Source organism: Psychromonas sp. SA13A, from assembly GCF_011378715.1.
Classification (GTDB): Bacteria; Pseudomonadota; Gammaproteobacteria; order Enterobacterales; family Psychromonadaceae; genus Psychromonas.
Window position 1 is genome coordinate 438,706 of record NZ_WTKU01000001.1, and the last position, 22,056, is coordinate 460,761.

General features: G+C 39.3%; 16 protein-coding genes. 10 read left to right on the forward strand and 6 right to left on the reverse strand.

Annotation, left to right across the window (positions count from 1 at the left end):
• Positions 1-18: 18 nt before the first annotated feature.
• The 3 genes from GQR44_RS01905 to GQR44_RS01915 all read right to left on the reverse strand — a co-directional run bounded on the left by GQR44_RS01905 (position 19) and on the right by GQR44_RS01915 (position 6,838).
• The gene (locus GQR44_RS01905; protein ID WP_028868041.1) at positions 19-897 is read right to left on the reverse strand and encodes a transglutaminase family protein; all 879 of its coding nucleotides are present in this window, start codon (positions 895-897) and stop codon (positions 19-21) included.
• The gene (locus GQR44_RS01910) at positions 894-3,413 is read right to left on the reverse strand and encodes a circularly permuted type 2 ATP-grasp protein (protein WP_166368664.1); all 2,520 of its coding nucleotides are present in this window, start codon (positions 3,411-3,413) and stop codon (positions 894-896) included. The genes GQR44_RS01905 and GQR44_RS01910 overlap by 4 nt, the downstream gene beginning before the upstream one ends.
• Positions 3,414-3,526: 113 nt before the next feature.
• Positions 3,527-6,838: a transglutaminase family protein gene (locus tag GQR44_RS01915; RefSeq protein WP_166368666.1), complete on the reverse strand. Its 3,312-nt coding sequence runs from the start codon at positions 6,836-6,838 to the stop codon at positions 3,527-3,529.
• Between the two features lie 961 nt (positions 6,839-7,799).
• On the opposite strand from GQR44_RS01915, the gene GQR44_RS19680 reads away from it, so the two are divergent.
• From GQR44_RS19680 to GQR44_RS01940, 5 genes are all read left to right on the forward strand, one after another.
• Positions 7,800-8,681: an SHOCT domain-containing protein gene (locus GQR44_RS19680; protein ID WP_166368668.1), complete on the forward strand. Its 882-nt coding sequence runs from the start codon at positions 7,800-7,802 to the stop codon at positions 8,679-8,681.
• A 69-nt stretch (positions 8,682-8,750) separates the two neighbouring features.
• A complete protein-coding gene (locus GQR44_RS01925; protein WP_166368669.1) occupies positions 8,751-9,998 on the forward strand; it encodes a putative zinc-binding metallopeptidase in 1,248 nt (415 codons plus the stop codon).
• 162 nt (positions 9,999-10,160) lie between these two features.
• Positions 10,161-11,534 carry a PepSY-associated TM helix domain-containing protein gene (locus GQR44_RS01930; protein WP_166368671.1) on the forward strand — a complete coding sequence of 458 codons (1,374 nt, stop codon included), beginning with the start codon at positions 10,161-10,163 and terminating at the stop codon, positions 11,532-11,534.
• A gap of 186 nt (positions 11,535-11,720) precedes the next feature.
• A complete protein-coding gene (gntR, locus tag GQR44_RS01935) occupies positions 11,721-12,719 on the forward strand; it encodes a gluconate operon transcriptional repressor GntR (protein WP_205962930.1) in 999 nt (332 codons plus the stop codon).
• A 208-nt stretch (positions 12,720-12,927) separates the two neighbouring features.
• The gene (locus GQR44_RS01940) at positions 12,928-13,812 is read left to right on the forward strand and encodes an AEC family transporter (protein ID WP_166368675.1); all 885 of its coding nucleotides are present in this window, start codon (positions 12,928-12,930) and stop codon (positions 13,810-13,812) included.
• On the opposite strand, the gene GQR44_RS01945 is transcribed toward GQR44_RS01940, so the two are convergent.
• Positions 13,807-14,334 carry a gluconokinase gene (locus GQR44_RS01945; protein ID WP_166368677.1) on the reverse strand — a complete coding sequence of 176 codons (528 nt, stop codon included), beginning with the start codon at positions 14,332-14,334 and terminating at the stop codon, positions 13,807-13,809. The two genes, GQR44_RS01940 and GQR44_RS01945, sit on opposite strands and share 6 nt — an antisense overlap.
• A 450-nt stretch (positions 14,335-14,784) precedes the next feature.
• Between GQR44_RS01945 and GQR44_RS01950 the strand changes: the two genes are divergently transcribed.
• The 4 genes from GQR44_RS01950 (at position 14,785) to gndA (ending at position 19,393) form a co-directional block, all read left to right on the forward strand.
• Positions 14,785-15,801, forward strand: coding sequence for a TRAP transporter substrate-binding protein (locus GQR44_RS01950; protein ID WP_028868048.1), 1,017 nt, complete (start codon positions 14,785-14,787; stop codon positions 15,799-15,801).
• A 61-nt stretch (positions 15,802-15,862) separates the two neighbouring features.
• Positions 15,863-16,420, forward strand: a complete 558-nt coding sequence (locus GQR44_RS01955; RefSeq protein ID WP_028868049.1) for a TRAP transporter small permease subunit — start codon at positions 15,863-15,865, stop codon at positions 16,418-16,420.
• The gene (locus GQR44_RS01960) at positions 16,413-17,735 is read left to right on the forward strand and encodes a TRAP transporter large permease subunit (protein WP_166368679.1); all 1,323 of its coding nucleotides are present in this window, start codon (positions 16,413-16,415) and stop codon (positions 17,733-17,735) included. Before GQR44_RS01955 ends, GQR44_RS01960 begins: the two co-directional genes overlap by 8 nt.
• A gap of 155 nt (positions 17,736-17,890) precedes the next feature.
• The gene (gene gndA / locus GQR44_RS01965; RefSeq protein WP_166368681.1) at positions 17,891-19,393 is read left to right on the forward strand and encodes an NADP-dependent phosphogluconate dehydrogenase; all 1,503 of its coding nucleotides are present in this window, start codon (positions 17,891-17,893) and stop codon (positions 19,391-19,393) included.
• Between the two features lie 191 nt (positions 19,394-19,584).
• Here the strand turns inward: gndA and GQR44_RS01970 are convergent, their stop codons facing one another.
• Entirely contained in the window at positions 19,585-20,454 is an 870-nt protein-coding gene (locus GQR44_RS01970; protein WP_166368683.1) for a DMT family transporter, read from the reverse strand.
• A gap of 432 nt (positions 20,455-20,886) precedes the next feature.
• Here GQR44_RS01970 and GQR44_RS01975 point away from each other — a divergent pair, with 432 nt between their 5' ends.
• Entirely contained in the window at positions 20,887-21,525 is a 639-nt protein-coding gene (locus GQR44_RS01975) for a hypothetical protein (protein ID WP_166368685.1), read from the forward strand.
• A gap of 161 nt (positions 21,526-21,686) precedes the next feature.
• Here the strand turns inward: GQR44_RS01975 and GQR44_RS01980 are convergent, their stop codons facing one another.
• Entirely contained in the window at positions 21,687-22,052 is a 366-nt protein-coding gene (locus tag GQR44_RS01980; RefSeq protein ID WP_166368687.1) for a Na+/H+ antiporter subunit G, read from the reverse strand.
• Positions 22,053-22,056: the final 4 nt, after the last annotated feature.

Here is a 22,056-nt window from a genome sequence, read left to right on the forward strand (position 1 = left end):
TCATATAAGATATTAAAATTACTCTAATCGAATCATATCTACCGCAACGTCTAGCAATTGAGATCCGCCACCAAATACAACACCTTTTAAAGGAGTGACATCGGAAAAATCTCGTCCTACTGCTAAGGTGATATGCTGGTCTGTGGGTACTACATTATTGGTGGGATCAAAATCAACCCACCCAAAATTAGGCAAATAGACGGCAAACCAAGCATGGGTTGCATCAGCGCCTTCTAATTTTTCTTCACCTTCGGGCGGCATGGTTTCAATATATCCACTAATATATCGCCCCGCTAACCCAACACTTCGTAAACATGCGAGCGCAAAGTGTGCAAAATCTTGGCAAACGCCCCTTTTTTGTGCAAAAACAACGCTTAATGGCGTACTTATTGTTGTAAAACCTGGGTCATAATAGAACTCATGAAAAATTCGTGCCATCAAGTCTTTACAACCTTCAATTAAATTCACATCGGGTGCAAATGACACCAGCGTATATTCTTTTATTCCTTTCTCCAGTGGTGTGAGCTGAGAAGGTAATACAAATTCTGAAGCTCTTAATAGCTCCATGGTGTTAGCACTTTCCAGCAAATCTCGTACTTTTATCCATAACATATCAAAACCATTTATATTGGCTTTGGCATCTGTTAATAGCTCAACCTCACTGGTCATGGTGACCTTAAGTGTCTTATGTTGTGTTGCAACCTCGAAAACTGTCACGTTATTATTAAAATAATCAGTAAATTGCTGTAAATAACTGGGCGGTGGAGAGATATCAATACGGCTATGATGACAGATTTGCCCGCGATCAGTTTTGGGTGTCAAGCGAGCTTGATTCTGGCATATACTGACATAGTCAGCATATTGATAAGTCGTTGAATGTTTTATTTTATATTTCACGATTGAGCTTGCTCAATGTTGGTCCAATTTAATTTATGGGACGTTTTAGTATGTGTGAAGTATTGTAATAACAATACATCACAGAAAGTATTCAAGTTCATTCGAATATTATGACTGAACTCTATCAATTGTTTACGTTTGCCATCTTCTGCTTTCTGTAGGTAATCTTTTTCAGTCAAATAACAAGTAGTTTTAGACAGCAAAATTGCTTTCTCGTGGGCGGCAATTAAACCCGGTCTACGCTTGGTCGGTAAATGCTGACAAAGCTGATTAATTTGCTCTAGTTGGAACAATAACGAACGAGGGTACTCGGCATCTAACAATAACAACTCTAAACCAGTGCCAATAGTTTGGTACATACGATAACGACGTTTATGCGTAATTAAACTGACTTGGCAGCTCAATACTGCTTCTAACAACCCTAATTCTTTAGGTGTATCCATCTCATCGGTTAACAGCGCTGAACTTAAAGAAGTAATTTGAATACTGCGTTCAATACGGCGACCAATCTCCAATAAAAACCAGCCATTACTATTAGGCATACAATCTGCAATCGAGCCATTAAAAGCCATGATTGAACCGATCACTTTATCTAATATACTTTGCATGGCACGTGTTGAGATATCTCGAGTAGTATTTCTTAACTGTTTAACTTGGTCATTAATATCATCAATCATGCGTCGACTATCATGCGATAATAACTCCCTCGTTTGCAAAGCAGTATTCGACAAGTACTTAAGTGTATTAATAATACTCCCAGCACATTGTTCATCGGCTAATAATTGAAATGCAACTTGCTTGGATAAAAGCGGGTCAAAGCCCTCTAATTTAGGTTCCTGTTCAATGTAAGGGTAAACAATATGCTGCGACTTAATCGCGTTGGAGAAGCGCCCGACAATACTATGTCGTATTGGATCGGGGTAAATAGCCAACTCCGTATACCTATCAATGAAGATTCGCAAAATACGCACCGTATTCTCGCACCGCTCTAAATAACGTCCGAGCCAAAATAGATGTTCAGCAGTACGGCTAGAGATAACGCCTTCTAACAATGCAACATCGGTTCTTTTCTTGATCGGTGGAGGCAATACAACGGCTTCTAGATCGACATCACTCGCTGTATTTATCCAAGTATCTTTGATCCAGCCTGAAACATTAGGATCATTACTAATCTCATTGGAAAAGCATAATGCCGAAGGTAATATTTCAACCCCATGCTCAGTGGTTAAGGCGTAACACCTAAAAACAACTGGTTTAGATATTAGCTTGCCATTGTCCCAAAAGGGCGCGGTACTAAAAACAGGTTTATCTTGAAAATAATATTGTTCAGGTTTTGCACTGATCAGCGCTTTTATTTTCTCAGCATCGACACTGCCATCAAGTTTCAAACTTCTATCTTTATAACTTGCTAACTCTAATCGCGACCAATCTAAGTCTTTAGCTTTTTCAACATCATAGTAATTAGGTTCGGCAATCATCAATGGCTGCTTTAAAAGATGTTGCGATAAATGCGTTAAATTACATTGCACTGCAGGCGAAGATAAAACACCACTTCCAAATGGATTTAATACCTTAACAGCACCTTCTCGTACTGCTTGTAATAAACCTGGGATGCCATGTAAGGAATACTCTGTTTGCTCTAAAGAGTCGATACTGCGATCCGGCACCCAACGCACTATCACGTTAATTTTACCTAATCCCTGTAGCGATTTTAAACACACCTCGCCGTTACGTACCGTGAGGTCTGCGCTCTGTACTAGGGTATAACCAAAATAAACGGATAAAAAGGCATGCTCGTTATAGTTAGGATCATCGGTCCCTTGGGTTAAAATAACCACCCGAGGATCATCCATATATTGAGTATATTCATTGATCCCTTCTTGAAATATTTTCAAAAAGTTTTTGATTTGCTGAACGTTACAATCAGCAAACTCTTCAGCCATAACACGTCTGGCGATAATACGGCTTTCAACTAACAATCCCATCCCTAATGGGCATTGGCAATGATCCGCTAATACTTTGAATTCGCCCGATGGTGCCCGGTAAATATCCAAAGCGGTAAAAAATAACTTCACTTCATTGCTTGGTAAGCTAAAGCCCTCTCTTAAATAATTACTATTTTGATATAATTGTTGCGCAGGGATATGACCTTCAAGCAACAATTTTTGTTCGCCATAAATATCCTGCTGAATAGCATTTAAAAGTACAGTTCTTTGTTTAATCCCTTCTTCTAAAAAGGTCCACTCTGACTTAGAAAACATAAAAGGAAGCGGGTCAAAATGCCAGCGCTGATTGCTTTCAGGTTGCGTATTGCCATTTTGTAATAACTGGCTTATTTCAACAGCACGACTACTCAAATCTTCCGCAGTTAAATTGCCTAAACGCTTAAATAAAGTATCCCAATGTTCAGGATATCGTCCACCATGATTAGCCAGCTCATCGTGAACATGGACCTTATTTAAATACAGAGACAGCCATTTAGGTAAGGCCGACATGGTGTGGTTTTTTATATACAATTTAACATTGCTCCGTTTTATCAAACATCATGATCAGCAGTCATTAGCTTCGAGACCATAAAATCACTCTACCTTAAACAATCGACAGGTAGAGTGATTAATGTCGCTGTCTTTTATTTAAAAGCAGGTTGGCGACGTAAATCCAAGGTATTTGGATAATCTTGGTTAACACTTTCTTCTTCTGGCACCACAAATTCACTGACTGAATTGGCCACTTGGAAGCTGTGTGTCACCGCTGATGGGCTCCAACTTGGTTGATCTGAAGGCAATAAAGAAGGTGTATGACCATGCTCCCAGAATCGAGCCACCCTTCTTCCTTCCGCTTCAAACGCATTCACCGGTAAAGTTTCAGGATTACGTCCACCAGCATGACTCACATGATAAACAAAACCACCCAAAGAGCGTCCTTCCCAAGTATCAATTAGATCAAACACCAGAGGAGCATGTACCCCAATAGTTGGATGCAAAGCCGTTGGTGGTTGCCATGCACGGTAACGAATACCTGCGACACGCTCATCTTTGGCTTTGCCTTTCACCACTTTAAGCGGAACGCGGCGGCCATTACAAGTCACTATATAACGGTCACTCATAGTCCCTTGAACTTTTATTTGCACCCTTTCTAAAGAAGAATCCACGTACCTTGCAGTACCTGAAGCACTGGCCTCTTCACCGAGTACATGCCACGGTTCAATCGCAGTTCTTAATTCCAAGGTGATATTATCCAACTCACGGGTACCACAAACAGGGAACCTAAATTCAAAGAATGGGTTTAACCAACTGAATTGGAATGCAAAACCTGATTGTTGTAAATCACGACATACTTCTGCCAAATCATTTTCAACATATTGCGGTAGTAAGAATTTATCATGTAGCTCAGTACCCCAACGAACCAATGGTTTGTGGTATGGTTTTTTCCAAAACCAAGCTAATAAGGTACGTAGTAATAACATTTGCACCAAACTCATTTGCGAGTGAGGTGGCATTTCAAAGCCCCTAAATTCCACAATACCCAAACGCCCTGTTGCAGAATCTGGCGAATATAACTTATCAATACAGAACTCGGCACGGTGTGTATTACCGGTTAAATCAACCAATAAATTACGTAATAATCGGTCAACTAACCAAGGTTCTGGAACCTCGCCTTCAGGCATATGTGAAAATGCAATTTCTAATTCATATAACACTTCATCGCGAGCTTCATCAACACGAGGAGCTTGGCTTGTTGGGCCAATAAATAAACCAGAAAATAGGTAAGATAACCCAGGATGATGTTGCCAATAGGTGATAAAGCTTCTTAAAATATCAGGGCGACGTAAGAATGGGCTTTGATCTGGCGTTTCACCACCTAAGGTCACATGGTTACCACCACCGGTCCCCGTATGACGACCATCGGCCATAAACTTATCGGTCCCTAAACGCGCCTCTTTGGCTAACGCATATAAGGTAGTCATTCTTTCAACTAACTGATCCCAAGATTTAGAAGGGTGAATATTCACTTCAATTACACCTGGATCAGGCGTTACCGCATATTTTTCAACACGGCTGTCTTTAGGTGGGTTATAACCTTCAATCACCACCGGCATAGATAATGCTTTTGCTACCCCTTCAATGGCAGTCAATAAACCTAAATAATGTTCAAAATGGCTAGTCGGCGGCATAAAGATATATAAACGACCATCTCGCACCTCTAAGGCCATCGCCGTTTTAATCATCTCTTGACCAATAAAGCCTTTTTTCAGCTTTTTAGGTTTAGAAAATTCTTCAGGAATATCAAAGGGGTCACGGTCAATAATATTACTTGTCCACTCCAAGCTATCTAAAGGTAAGCGATAACCCAATGGAGATTCACCTGGCAATAGGAAACAATGCCCGCGCGTAAATTCCCAAGTACAAGATTGCCAGCAATTTTTACCACCATTCCATTGTAATGGCAGCACATAACCGACTGGTTTTTCTATGCCTAGCTCCATTTTTTTCAAAAAGCCTTGGCGGCTCATGGCATGTAATAATTCAGGCTGTTTAGGGCCAACTTCAGTAGGTAAAGAACCTTCTTGCCAGAGGTGATAAAGAATATCTTCATAGGCAGTGGTCAATGCTTTTTTACCTAAACCTAACGCATCACTCAGCTTTTCAGCAAATTTCTTGGTATCTGTATGGTCTAACTTGTAGTCTTTATTGGGATCCGCTAATAAATTTGCATCTTTCCATAGAGCTACACCATCTTTGCGCCAGTAACACGCGTATTGCCAACGAGGTAACGGCTCACCTGGATACCATTTACCTTGTCCATAATGGGTAAAACCGCCTTGCGTGAACACCTTATTCATTTCTACAAATAAGTTTTGCGCTAACTGACGTTTTTCTTTACCGTCGGCTTCCGTATTCCATTGCGCATGTTCCATATCATCAATGGAAATGAACGTAGGCTCGCCACCCATAGTTAAATGAATACCTTCTTCATCGTAGGTTTTATCAACATGCTGACCTAAACGATTAATGGCAGACCACTGCGCTTCTGAATAAGGCTTAGTCACACGTGGGTCTTCATGAACACGCGTCACTTTATTGTAAAAGCTAAACTCTGATTTACAGTCGTCAATACCACCGGTAACTGGTGCTGCAGAACTTGGTTCAGGCGTACAGGCTAATGGAATGTGTCCTTCTCCCGCAAATAAACCTGAGGTAGGATCTAAACCAATCCAACCCGCACCCGGAATGTAAACTTCCGCCCACGCATGTAAATCAGTAAAGTCTTCTTCAGGGCCACTCGGGCCATCCAGTGATTTTTGGTCAGAAGTTAATTGGATTAAATAGCCAGAAACAAAACGAGAAGCTAATCCTAAATGACGGAATAATTGTACTAACAACCAAGATGAATCACGACAAGACCCAGTTTTTTTACTCAGGGTTTCATTGGCGGTCTGCACTCCGGGTTCCAAGCGAATGCCATACCCTACTAACTCATAAATGGCCTGATTAACCGCCACTAAAAAATCTACACTGCGAAGCGGCTCTTTAGGTTGTAGCGATGCAACTAACGCTAGCATTTTAGGGCTGGCTTTACGTTTTTTTAAATAGGGTGCTAATTCTGACTTTGAAATGCTGTCATAAACAAATGGAAATTCTTCTGCATATTCTTCTAAAAAGAAATCGAAGGGGTTAATGACCGTCATCTCTGCGACTAAATCGACGGTAAAACTGAACTCTGTGGTGGGTTGGTTAAATACGACGCGGGCTTGATAATTACCGAAGGGATCTTGCTGCCAATTAATATAATGATCTTCAGGTAATATTTTTAAGGAATAACTTTTAATCTTAGTGCGGCTATGAGGTGCAGGGCGTAAACGAAATATATGCGGCCCCATGTTAACAGAACGGTCATATTTATATTCAGTGTGGTGTGAAATACCAACAGTAATTGTCATCGACTAATCCCCTTTCATAAATTACAGCTATATAGATAACATGAAAATCTTTCTTAGTATTGTATTTATTTTGTGCAATATTTATTCCACTTACTTCAAACATAAAAAATAAAGGTTTTAAGTTAATTAATCGGTCAAATAGCACAATTAAACAGCGAATATGTTCAATAATGGCTTTTAAAATAACCAAGATTTTTAGAAATGGTGCAGTGATGCACTAAAATAGCCCTTAAAAATCAAATAGAATAAAAATATTTTTGGTGGACAAACCAGTGCTAGAACAGAAAAAACGATACATACAGGATTATATTTCATCTTTACCTTATCAAAGCACTATCACCGCTATTATCTTTAAAAGTAAAAAAATATTAAATAAGCGTTAATGAAATTAACATCATTTATACGTACAAAAAACACAATTGAACAGTGTTTAATCACACATGTTTGAGGCAAATAACATTTAAATACTTAATTCGTATCGAATATAAAAATCAATTTTAATTAAATATAAAAATAATGAAGACAACTTTATCCATATATCTTTTTATTTAAACCATCAAAAAGAAACAATTAAATAGATGAAAAAAGCGATCTAAATAGTTCGAAAAAGTCTAACTTTCGAAGATATGTAGGGATCATAAAAAACACTACCTGTAATAGCTTTTTCCATCATTCAGAGATCTTAAGTCTTTATTAAAAAAGAGATTAATTTATATTAAAAAAAAATAAAAAAGAGTATCCGATAAAGCTGCTAAGAAGCTCAAGAATGATGCTATGATAGTGCATCTTTTAACCGCCACCTTGCGGTTAAACAAACGACCTTAAGATATAATCAAGCGGTATTCAGTATGAGTAATATAGGCAGGATGTTTATTAAACAACCTATTACACAACAGACGCTAATTCAGCCTTTTTCTTTGGCTATTCATTCCCACTCAATTTATAAAAAGGGCGTATTATTATGCAAAAACTAACCAATGTTGGTGAAAACCTCGTCAATGATATAGCGTCACGTTATGGCTTAAGCCACGGTGCAGTGACTCACATGTTAGTTGCAGTGAATAATGGCGGCGGCTCTATGGCACAATTTAACTGTCCTGAATTAGGCGGTTCTGGACAATGGATGCGTGGTGGTATGACCATGGTCGGCGATATGTTTAATAACGGCCTAAAAACAACCGTCGATAATTTATGTAATGAGTTAGCAAACATACTCAGTAACAACCAAATTTTTCCAGAAATTCCAGCAGGAACACCTGGCAGCAATCAATGGTGGCCAAGTAACCTCGGCAGTCCATTTAGCAGCGGTGCTCAAAACAATATACGTTATGCGGTTTTTCCAAATCGTCTAGCTGTGGAATTGAATGGTCAAGTATCAGTTTATGACACATTAGATCATAACATTGGTGGTGTAAGCCAACAGCAAGGTAATAACACTTCTCTGACTTTCAATAGCCAATGGGGCACTATTAATGTAAGTAGTTTGCCTTTAATCACAGGTCAAGCTCTTCCAACAGTGGAAAATACTAATTTTGCAGATGTGTCAGCGCCTACTGCGAATAATATGCCTGACAACCTGCCAAAAAATAACAACTTTAACAATAACAACGACCTAAATAACAATACGAATAACAACAGCAGTAACCAACAACAATCAACAAATACTAATCTAGACAACAATTACACTGCTAACAGCAACAAGCAACCGGTAGATCAGAACAACCAAAAATCTATTACTCAAACGCTTGAGATCATAGAAAAATTATCACAACTGCATGAGATGGGCGCATTAACTGATGACGAGTACAATACTAAGAAATCGGATTTATTAAGTCGTATCTAAGCAAGTGTATCTCAGCACGGTAAAGCATTAAATATGCTTGCTTTACATTTTTGTTAATAGAGTATTTATATGAAAACATTTCAATGTGATTGTGCAGAACAACCTATTTTGTTTTTTGAAAGCAGTCATTGCCTCGTTTGTAACAGAACCGTAGGGCTTGATGACAACTTTGATCAAGTAGAGCCCTATGAACTTGATCAAACAACAGGTACATTTTTTAAAGCGGTTGCCCCGACTATCCATTATCAAAAATGCGATAATAATGCCCAATTTGAAGCTTGCAACGGCATGGTTAATTTAAGCACATTTGTACCCGTTGAAGGCAAAGATGAAGTGTTGTGTTTTGCTTGTCGTTTTAACGAAACCGTACCTGACTTGAGTATTGCTGAACATATTCCGTTATGGAAAAAAATGGAAGTAGCAAAACGTCGTGCGTTATATACCTTAAAAGCCCTCTCATTGCCGCTCAATACAATCGCTCAAGACCCAGACAATGGGTTAAGCTTTGATTTTATTACCGACCGTAATGTTAATGACCACTTTACTAGCCCATTAGTCGGGCAAGAAACCGTGTTTACCGGTCATGATTGTGGTCATATCACCATCAATCTAGCCGAAGCCGACGATGTTTCTCGCTCACAAACAAAAGATGCGATGGGTGAACGCTATCGTACATTGCTAGGGCATTTTAGACATGAACTAGGGCACTATTACTTTGACCAATTAATCGTCCATACACCAGAAAAGCAGCAACTATGTAAGCAATACTTTGGTGATGATCAACTTGATTATCAAGAAGCCCTAGACCAGCATTACCAACATGGTGCACCAAAAAATTGGCCAGAACATTATATTAGTGAATATGCCACTATGCACCCTTATGAAGACTGGGCAGAGACTTGGGCGCATTATATGCACATTATTGATACCCTAGAAACAGCACAAAACTTTTCCATTACCGGCTCAACATCTGGTGAACAAGCAGATTCTGATGAGGTAGGGGAATTAAACTTACCACAAGATGCTTACTTTTTTTCAGGGCAAACAGCGATCAGTAATATTCTAGATACGTGGGTCGATTTTTCAGTGATCCTCAACTCTTTAAACCGAAGCATGGGATTAGCAGATGCCTACCCCTTTGTATTAACACAAGCTGTGCGCACTAAGCTGTCCTTTATCCACCATGCAATTCATCATAAATTGCATTTATTGCCTGCACTCACGCACAAGACAATACAAAAAAAAATAAAAAAAGCAGCTCCTAAGGTAACTCCTGCAGCAGTCCCTAAAACTGTCCCTAAGCCTCTTGTATCTTAATCACAACTTCTAACCTTTAGTTAATTGATAATGCGGCTGTATAAAGCCGTATTATTAATACAATAAATTTCCCCCTTATTATTAATCTACTAGCCATCTATTTATCACTCCCTGTATCATGCCGCCGATATCAGCAAAGACAAAGCCATAAGAGAAGTGATCATGTCATCAAAAAATAGCAATCCAGACAACGCCTTAAGTGACTTCATTAAATGCTTACATTTTTATATAGGGTTATTGATTGGACCGTTTATTTTTATCGCTGCTTTGACGGGCACCTTATATGTATTGTCTCCTCAAATAGAACAAATCATTTATAAACAACAACTCACAACTAATAGTCAGGTTCAGGGACTTGATCAGAGCCAATCCCACTCATTACAGACACAAGTGACAGCTGCTCGAGAAAGCTTAGTAAAGCCTTTACAACTTAAAGCATTGCGCCCATCACCTGCTCAAGGCCAAACCACCCGTGTATTATTTATCGATCCCTCATTAGACCGTTATCGTGCCCACACCGTCTTTGTCGACCCTGTCACCCTCAACATTCAAGGCAACTTACCAAGTTACGGAACAAGTGGCATTTTACCCTTTCGTATCTATCTAGACTTTATGCATAGTGATTTATTACTCGGATCAGTAGGACGTTATTACAGTGAATTAGCTGCGTCATGGATGTGGGTGGCAGCTGTATCAGGGATATTTTTATGGCTACAACTAGGTCGTCGTCGCAACATAAAAACCACCAGCCAAAAGCAAACAAAAAATACTAAGAATGGTTTCATTCGTTCACGTACACGCCATGCTAATATCGCTATCTATATTAGTCTCGGTTTAATTTTCTTTTCAGCAACAGGTTTAACCTGGTCGAAATGGGCTGGCGCTAATATTTCACAGTTGAGACAAGATATAGGCTGGATAACACCTAGCGTTTCTCGCCAATTAAGCACACCAAGTATCAATCTAAATACAAGATTATCGGCTCAAGATAATCAATTTGATCAAGTCTTATTGGCTGCCCGTAAGTTTGGAATTGATGCCAACAAAATAGAAATAATCCCATCCAATAATAATAAATCAGCTTGGTTGGTACGTGAAATTGATCATAGTTGGCCAACACAAGTCGATTCCGTTGCAGTGGATACCGCTTCAATGACGGTGATTGACCATGCTGAGTTTAAAGATTTCCCACTCATTGCAAAACTGATCCGCTGGGGAGTCGATGCACATATGGGCGTATTATTTGGTGTCATCAATCAACTCATATTGGCCGCTTTTGGGTTCGCATTATGTGCAATTATTATTTACGGTTACAAAATGCTTTGGCAACGTCGTCGCAATAGCAAAGGCAAACAAAACACCCTTACCGCAGTTTGGTTAAAACTCAGCAAAAACACCCAAATAACCCTCAGCATAATAACCATCGCCCTAGGTTATTCCTTACCCCTAATAGGCATCAGTTTATTTTTGTTTTGCATGATCGATCTACTACGTTGGCGAAGCGTTAAGCTCACTTTAAAAACAGCAAAAAACTAGAACAACAACATCACATAACCACCTGAATAATATGATAATTATTTTAAAATCCTTTAAACTGCGTACTTCATGTTTTTTGTTACCGGTTAACACTTTTTATTATTTGTCTATGCCAAGTTGATTAATATTGTGGCATCCACTAACAAGTATTGTTATGTTACAGGTAACATTCCATAGGCTATGATTATGAGCAAGAAAAGAAGACCTACCCTGCAAGATGTCGCTAACATTGTTGGCGTAACTAAAATGACTATTAGTCGTTACCTGCGAGACCCGCAGCAAGTCTCCTCAGAGATGCAAAAAAAGATATCACTTGCGGTAGAAGAATTAGGTTACATACCTAATCGTGCGCCAGATTTACTGTCTAATGCAAAAAGCCATGCTATTGGTATCTTAGTGCCCTCTTTAACCAATCAAGTATTCTCTGAAGTGATTCGTGGTATTGAACGGGTGACTGAAGCAGCAGGTTACCAAACCATGTTTGCCCATTATGGATACAGTGCAGAACTAGAAGAAAAACGTATTAGTTTTTTATTGTCTTACCATATCGACGGTTTAATTCTTTCTGAAAGCCATCACACCCCAAGAACGTTAAAGATGATTGAAACAGCGGGTATTCCAGTGATCGAAATGATGGATGTAGCGTCACCGGCCATTGAGCAAGCGGTGGGTGTTGATAATCTCGAAGCGAGTTATCAGATGGTTTCCGCGATGATTGCAAAAGGTTACCAACATATTGTTTATTTAGGTGCACGTTTAGATACTCGAACCAAATTAAGACAGCAAGGTTATGAAAAAGCGATGCGAGAGCATGGCCTTAGTTGTAAAAGTATGATGACTGAAGCGGCTTCTTCATTTTCACTTGGCGCTGAACTATTAACACGCACGCTGGCTGCACATCCAAAAACAGATGGCTTGTTTTGTACCAATGATGACTTGGCGATCGGTGCTATTTTTGAAGCACAACGAATGGGCTTAAAAATTCCTGAACAGATTGCAGTTGCTGGTTTTCATGGTCACGATATAGGCCAATCTATGGTGCCTAAGTTAGCTACAGTGGTAACACCGCGTGAAAAAATAGGTCAAGTCACCGCGCAACAGTTGATTGCACGTTTGGCAGGTGAAGCGATCACCGAAGCTGTGATTGATTTAGGGGTTGAGATCCGCCATGGTGAGAGTATTTAATCTCAACTTGGAATAGTTAAATAAGGGATTACATTGCAAAATACTCTCGATGCTAGCTTTGTGCTCTAGGTTATAGATTAAGTGATGTTTTTCCTAAACGATTAAAAAATTAAAGCATTCATTAATAAGTTTGCTTTGTGGTTTTACCTGCGCTGCTATTTCATCTATCAGTATGGCGGTCAACTTTCACTATGGTTGAATTATTATTATGTTATTACGCATTATAGAAATTTTATTCCCTATGTTTATGGTCGTATTGGCCGGTTATATTTGTGCTCGCCGTACTTCGATCGACATGGCACCGATTAATAAATTAAACCTCGATTATTTTGTACCAGCACTGGTATTTGCTTCTTTAGTGAATATGCCTTTAGGCAGCAAGCAGGTAAATTTGATTACCGCGAGTGTAATTGCGGTGATATTACCCGGCCTTTTGATTGCCATGTTATGCCGTTTCTATCATTGGAATGTGAAGGTTTGGGTACCTCCGCACATGTTTCGCAACAGTGGTAATTTAGCGATCCCGCTTTTTGTTTATACCTTTGGTGAAGTTGCTAAAAGTGATGCGGTGTTATTGATGATAGTCGCAACCTGTATACAATTCACGCTGGGCATTGTGATTCTCAGTGGTATTAATAAACAAGGTATCAAGCAATTGTTAAGCATGCCGATCATGTATGCAACTGTTATTGCACTGGCATTGAATTTAAGCGATGTAACTATTTGGGCGCCGGTATGGGAAGCCGCTAATTTACTTGGTGAGAGTGCGATCCCTTTGATGCTTTTTTCATTAGGTAGCCAATTGATTTATGTTAATCGTTCGGGGGTTAAAATTGGTTTAGTGAGTACCGTAACTTCCCTATTAAGCGGCGCGATCACCTTTACGGTGATCTATTTATGGGTACCTTTAACCCAACTACAGCTACAAATGATGGTGTTCTTTACGATGCTGCCACCAGCGGTAATGAATTATTTACTCGCAGAGCGATACCAACTAAATGCTGCGGCAGTGGCTTCTATGGTGTTGTATGGCAACCTCTTATCGGTGTTAAGCATGCCGCTACTGTTATGGTTTGCTTTAACTATTTTATAAATTTAGGTTTTGCGTCGCTTCAAGACAACGCTGCACCACGGCTTCGGCACTGCCATCGATATCGATTTTAATGACGTTCACTTCATCTTCAGTGGGTAACTCTAATGCCTCGAACTGACTTTTTAATAAAGCCACCGGCATAAAGTGTCCTTGACGATTTTGCATACGTTGTAGCACTAGTTCAAAACTGCCGTGTAACAATAAAAAAGTCACTTGATTGTTATCTTCACAAATTAATTGGCGATATTTTTGTTTTAACGCAGAACAGACGATCACCGCATTTTCATTCTTTTTCTCAATACTAAAAGCCGCATCTCGAATTCTTTCTAGCCAAGGAATACGGTCTTGATCATTTAATTGCTGACCAGAAGCCATTTTTAAGATGTTAGCTTTAGGATGCAGGTCATCACCATCAATGAATTTTACATTTAATGCTTTTGCCAGCGACTGACCGATTGATGATTTACCACTGCTTGCGACTCCCATTATTATCAATACCGCACCACTAGGTAGTTTATTCATCCCGTTCCCCTATCCATCTTGCTTATGTTGATCAAGTTATATGACTAATATTTTTAAAAACAATATCACGTTACGGGTAACATGTTACCCGTAACGTCTAATAATGTGAACTGTACCCCAACAATAAAAAACGCTCACTAGGTCCTATTTGCAATGTTCACACCATGTAAACTTGCTTACTTAACAAACTAAATCAACAATTAAATTATTTAATTTCAATAGGATAGAGATTAAAAGCAGCACTTACAAATAACAATAAAAAAGCCAAAATAAGTGCTAAAAAATGATCTTTATCAAGAATAAGGTTAATATCTGCTTATGAATTTGTGATCAAAAACACGAAAAAAGTCAGCAGTTACCGGTAACATGCGCTTCAAGTTACCGGTAACCTATTTGTAACTGGACATGATTAATTTGAAATTTACACTTATTGGAAAAAGGAATCTCAACATGAAAAAGCTTCACAAATCATTACTCTCGGGTGTTATTGCAGGCCTGTTATCGACTTCTGCAATGGCGGCTGATTTTGTGTTTAAAATTCAATCGTCTGATCCTTCTGGTGACAAAAATTTCCAGGTACAACAAGAATGGGCGGATCGTGTAGAGAAGATGTCTAATGGGCGTATTGATATCAAGTTATTGCCCGTTGCAAGTGTGGTTAAACATACTGAAACATTAGGTGCAATTAAAATGGGCATTTTAGATGGCCAAATTACTGCAACTGGTTATTTCTCAGGTCAAGATCCAGCCTTTGGTCTAATTGGTAATATGGTCGGTGCATGGTCTGATACAACACAGCTTTTACAATATATGAACTACGGTGGTGGTAATCAGTTAATGACTGAGTTATACGCGCCTTATGGTGTTAAATTTGTTGGTGCATCAACTACCGGTGTTGAATCATTTGTTTCTAAAGTACCGCTGAATGGTGTCGCTGACTTAAAAGGACTTAAACTACGTGCCCCAGAAGGCTTAGTACAACAAGTTTTTGCTGCGGCTGGCGCGTCACCAGTTAACTTACCAGGTTCAGAAGTATTTACTGGGCTAAGCAAAGGCGTTATTGATGCAGCTGATTACACTGTATTCTCAACTAACCAAAAAAATGGTTTAAATGATGTGGCAACACACCCTGTTCAACCTGGTTTTCACTCATTACCTCTGATCGATATTTCAGTAAGTCAGAAAAAATGGGATAAATTACCAATGGATCTTCAAGAGATCTTAACGGTATCTGTACGTGATTTCTCTTACGATATGACGACGCAGTTAAAAATTGCCGACCAAGCAGCGATTAAAGAAGCACAAGCAAATCCTAATATCACTATTCACGACTGGTCTGCTGAAGAGCGTAAAAAATTCCGTAGCATTGCCCAAGGTGAGTGGAAAACATTTGCAGCTCGCTCGGATAACGCCGCTAAAGTATATCAATCGGTGACTACCTTCTTAGCAGAAAACGGTCTGTTATAAGCAATAATCTCAACTTAATCGCAAGGGTTGCCTAAACCCTTGCTTTATCTGGAAGCCTCTTATGCCTACCAAAAAAGTCATGCCACAACCTCAAGAAGATGAGCAACCTAAGAACAAACTTGATGCTGCCATTTTAAAAGTAAGTAACTGGCTGAGCATGTTGTTTATTTTCACTGTCTTTATCTCTTTTTATGAAGTGGTAATGCGTTATGCATTTAACTCGCCAACCATTTGGGTGCATGAAACGGCGTCTTTTATTGGCGGTTCATTATTTGTGATTGGTGGATTGTATGCCTTCGCATCTAACAAACATGTGCGTGTAGTGCTTATTTACGATGTTGTTTCTCAGCGTACCCGCCATTACCTTAATTTATTACACCATATCATCGGTATTATTTTTTCTGCATTGATGACTTATGGCGCTTATACACTGGTTGAAAGTGCATGGTTTTCTCCACTAGGCGAACTGCGACTCAATACTTCAGGTAGTGCGTGGAACCCTCCTTTCCCTGCACTCTTAAAAGCGGTTATCTTTATTAGCTTTTGTATTCTTACCATTCAATTTTTATTGCATTTGATTGCCGAAATCAAAGCGCTAAGGAAACACTCTCATGTTTGATTTATCTGCAATTGGCATCGGCTATGGTAGCTTATTAATGCTGTTTATGATGATAGCGCTACTGTTAACCGGTATGCAGCTAGCATTTGTGACGGGTTTTGTTGCACTCTTTTTTACCGTGGGTTGGTTTGGTATCGACGCACTTCCTTTGGTAACTAGTCGCCTCTATAGTTTTGTAGACAGTTATATTTTTCTTGCGGTGCCAATGTTCGTATTAATGGCCGCGTTATTAGACCGCTCCGGCATTGCCCATGATCTATTTGAAGCCATGAAGTTATTTGGCAAACGTTTACGTGGTGGTGTTGCGGTACAAACTTTATTGGTTGCGGTTATATTAGCGTCAATGTCAGGTGTTATCGGTGGTGAAACGGTATTGCTTGGTATATTAGCGTTACCACAAATGTTGCGCTTGGGTTACGACCGTAAACTAGCTATAGGTACAACCTGTGCAGGCGGTGCTTTAGGCACTATGTTACCTCCAAGTATTGTACTTATTATTTATGGTTTAACCGCCAGTGTATCTATTGGTGACTTATTTAAAGCCTCTTTTGTACCTGCATTATTATTGGCTATTTTTTATATTTTATATGTATTAATACGTTGTAAATTAAACCCTGCTTTAGCCCCTTTACCTACGGCGGAAGAACTCGCGGAAGATGCTAAAACACAACCTAACTTTTTTAAAGCCTTGTTCTTCCCATTGTTGTCAGTGGCAGTGGTACTTGGCAGTATTTATAGTGGTATTGCATCAGTTACAGAAGCCTCTGCATTAGGGGTTGTAGGCATTATGTTAAGTACTTGGATCCGTAAAGAGCTTAATATTTCAATGTTACAAGATGCCGCTATCTCGACCATGAAAACCTGTGGCATGATCATCTGGATAGGGATTGGCGCCAGCGCATTAGTGGGTGTTTATAACCTGATGGGTGGAATTGATTTTGTAGGCGACACCATACTAGCACTTAGTGGCGGTAGCCCTACAACAACACTGCTTATTATGATGGCTATTCTATTAGTATTAGGTATGTTCCTTGATTGGGTTGGTGTTGCGTTATTAACTATGCCTATTTTTGTACCAATTATTGTTAGCTTGGGTATGGATCCTGTTTGGTTTGGTGTTGTCTTCTGTTTAAATATGCAGGTCTCATTCCTTTCTCCTCCTTTTGGGCCGGCTGCTTTCTATTTGAAATCAGTGGCACCTAAAGATATTAGTCTGGGTGAGATATTCAGTGCACTAGTGCCTTTCATCTGCTTACAAGTATTAACACTTGGATTGGTGATTATTTTCCCAATCTTAGCCCTGTGGTGGAGATAATCGCGTTAAAAGTCGCCATGTTAAAAATAGCGGCGTTATAGATAATAACGTAATAACAGAACGAAAAAATAATAATAAAGATGGCCTAATAAGAAGCATAATAAATAAGGCCATCGAGCCATAAATCAGGCGTCCATTTAAATATTGAGGTTTTAATGCAAGTACAAAAAGATATTGCCGTGATCGGCTTGGGTGTAATGGGTGCGAACATGGCACTAAACTTAGCCGAGCGTGGGTTTTCTGTGGTCGCCTTTGATACCAATCCACTACGTAGCCAAGCGCTACTAACGCAACATCAGTCATTAACAGCGGCACCATTACAAACGGTGCAAGATCTAACACAATTAATGGCACAACTTACTACGCCTCGCCGTATTGTATTATCTGTTCCGGCGGGTCCTATCGTTGATATTATTTGCCAAGATCTAATTACTGCCGGCTTAGCACCCGATGATGTTGTGGTCGACACTGGTAATAGCCAATGGCGAGATTCCATTACGCGTCACCAAGCTTATGTGAATAAATTCCATTTCTTTACCTGTGCTATTTCCGGTGGAGAGCAAGGTGCACGTTTTGGCCCGTCATTAATGCCCAGCGGTGACAAAGCTGCATGGCAACAATTAAAACCGATGTGGCAAGCTATCTCAGCAAAAGTTGACCCAATAACAGGATCTGAAATTGCACGTACTCACGTTGAACAACCTCTACCTGAAGGCGAGCCCTGTGCTGAATACATTGGTCCAATTGGATCTGGGCACTTTGTGAAAATGGTACATAACGGCATTGAATACGCTGATATGCAAATGATTGCCGAGACAGTTCAATTCATGCGCCAAGTATTAGCCATGTCTGCCGTTGAAGTTGCTGATATCTTTAATCAGTGGAATAAAGGCAAGCTACAAAGTTATCTGATTGGCATCACCGCTGATATTTTACGTACCGTTGATCCTAAAACAGGCCAACCTATGGTTGATGTGATTCTAGATCAAGCCGGCCAAAAAGGCACCGGTAACTGGACAGCTCGTGAGGCTTTGGAATTAGGTGTACCTGCGAATGCGATTGCAGCTTCGGTATTTGCACGCTGTTTAAGCACACAAAAGAAAACACGTACTATTGGTGCATCACAATTAGCCGGACCAAAGGTACAAGCAAAAGATAAAGCACTATGGATAGATAAATTAGCAGACGCTTTATATTGTTCAAAAATATGCAGTTATGCACAGGGTTTTGAGCTGATGTCAGCTGCGGACAAAGAATATAACTGGCAACTTGATTATGTGGTGATTGCTAAAATTTGGCGTGCAGGCTGTGTTATTCGCGCCACTTTCCTGAATGATATTGCCGAGGCTTATCAAAACCAACCAAAACTTCCCAACTTAATGCTTGCAGAGCGATTTAGTAACGACCTTGCTAAAGGACAATTAGCATGGCGACAAGTATTGACCGAAGCAATCGGCCAAGGCTTACCAATGTTAACCACCAGCTCAGCGATCGGCTATTATGATAGTTATCGTGAAGCAGACTCGTCAGCAAGCTTAATACAAGCAATGCGTGATTATTTTGGCAGTCATACCTATCAGCGTAAAGATCAAGATATTACACAGCATTTCCATTTTGATTGGCACTTTGGTCAAGGCGAGCAAACACTTAATCATTAATCTGCATTAAAGATGACTTTGCAAGGAAATATGCTTTGCAAAGTCATCACTTCAATTTTTATTTCTTTATTTTAACTCTCTTATTTTCTTATTTTAATTCTCTATATTGTGCTCACCATTATTTTATGAGCATACGACGTATTAATAACAAACCTGCCATCATCCATCGGCTATGCAATCATTTATACGATTTATCGTGAGTTATAACTTGCATAAGAATACGCCAAACAAGCGCTGACAATAATCGCTAAACCTACGACTTGAAATAGCTGAAATTTTTGTTCAAAGAAGATCGCTTGTAGTAAAGCGGCAATAAATATATTTAAATAAAATATAGGAGCAAGTTCTGCGCTAGACAGAGATCGTTGGTACGCTTTCGTTCTGAATAATTGTGTGCCAACACTCAATGCTCCCATTAACACGATCACTGCCACGTAAGGAAACAACCAATAAGTAAATTCAGAAGTGGATGACTCCATTAATAACGTTGCAATGGGTAACACTAATATCGCCGCAATTAAAAAACTAACGCCATTAGTCATAAAGGGATTTAATTTAATTTGACTGGATTTGTACATCGATACCTGCGAACAAGCATTAAAAAAGCCCGCTAATAACCCTAGCAACATGCCCCACTGAAACTGCACACCGTTAATCACTCCAGATTGCACAATAACGCCAAAAAATGAAAAGACTAATGTCAGCACTATCGGCCTAGATATTGTGGAGCCATATAATATCCTTTCAATAATGGGGATAAACAGTGGGCCAGTGCTAAATAAAACCACTAACTCAATCAGGCTTAGTTTCGATAATGATAAAAAGAAGCAAAACTGCGTTAACGCGATAAAAATAGAACGTTTGCCGATCACCTTTGTTTCAGCGAAGGTTGGAAGTCTCGCTCTTAATATAAAAGCAGTACCTAACATAATAATCGCAGGGATCGTTAAACGGGCCATAAGTAATACATTGATAGGCACAATATGCTCTAAGTACTTAGCAAGAAAGCCACTTAATGATAAACATACAGTAGAGAGAAGCATTAATAAAAGAGGTGACATTAAGCTTGATACCTATTGTGATTGTAAGATGTGGAGCGCTTTAAGCAGGATAATCTGCTGTTAGATATTTGAGCACACGCAAGTCAGGAAGAGGCAATATAATAGACTATTAAAGGGAGTGAAAGTGATTATTAATGTTATTAAACAATATGCTATAAATACAATAAAAAGAATCAAGTACACTGGGTCTATTTGTATTGAACCGAGATTAAAAACAAATGTTTAACCAATGCCAAAGAGCAGAATGAGGCACGAAAATGAGTAGAGAAAATAACGTAAGACCATCTTATCCTCCCTGTTTAGGCTTTGCTAAGCGAAACACACAGCTTCAAAGAGTAATACTGAAAAATCGATAAACAACGCTATTTATGACTTGCATTCAAGCTTAATAAAAATGAACAATAGAGAGGTAAATATGAAAGGGAAAATCTCATGTTAATTTTTAACTGCACCAACGCGGCAGCCGATTTTTTTAGTGTTAAACGCGATGGTAAAAAAATCACCTGTATTGAACCATCACCACACAAAACGATTGCCGAATCGATTGCATCCCCTGTTTTTCCAGAGGATGTAGACCCACAGGAAAACGGTGCATTTCAATGGCAATGGGTAGTCCACTGCGTAACGATACAGCGCAAAAAATATTGGTTAGTAACCGACTACCACAGCCGCTATTGCATTATGTTTCCTGTCGGTAAAAAAGGCGATAATGTTGAATTTTTAAATAGCTTTGAATCAGGTCTTAAGGCAAATTTCCGCTACTGGGTAGATAATGCAAAAATGGGTCAAGATAAGGCTACACAATATATAGAGAAGTATAATGCGGCGATTAGTACCTGTGCATTTTATCAACGAGGCGACCGAAGTGTGCAAGGTAATATCAATACTACTGCTTGGTATTTGGAGAGCGTTTGTCTCGAAAAGGGGCATTTAACCGAAGCTTTGGATTGCTTATTATTTAGTGTAAGGGTATCTGAAATTCCAAAACCAAGACCTAAAGAAAAAGAGGATTTTTATACTTATAAAGCCTTTTATGCTTACTGGTTAAAAACCTTTTCTCCAAGTTTGTAGTAGCAACCAATTACGTTATCGCGATAAGCTAAGGACTGAATAAAGCATTTCGATTGGTAGCGGGTTATATAAAGTAATATCCTATTCAGGGGATAGACTTAACAATACCCCTTTAAAGGATATGTAAGTCACTATCCTTATTTACTGCCAGCAAGAACGAGTTACTTATCATCTGGGTGTTGTTGTAAATAGGCTTTTTTAGCCAGATGTTGGTTTTTAGTACTATCAGCCATTTTGACTTTATAGTGCAAGCCTGCTTTCGCTAACATGTGTGCCGCAACGGGAGCAGTGATCAACAAGAACATGCTTATTAACATTTCTTTTAAGCTCACGTGACCAAGTTGAACGCTGAAAAATATCATCGAAGCGATCAAAATAGAGGCACAGCCTAGAGTGCTGGCTTTGGTGGGAGCGTGTAAGCGCGTAAAATAATCTGGGAGTTTTGCTAAGCCAATAGAACCGATTAGCATAACAATGCTACCAAACACCAATAAAACACTTATTACTACTTCTAAAAATACAGTCATCTGC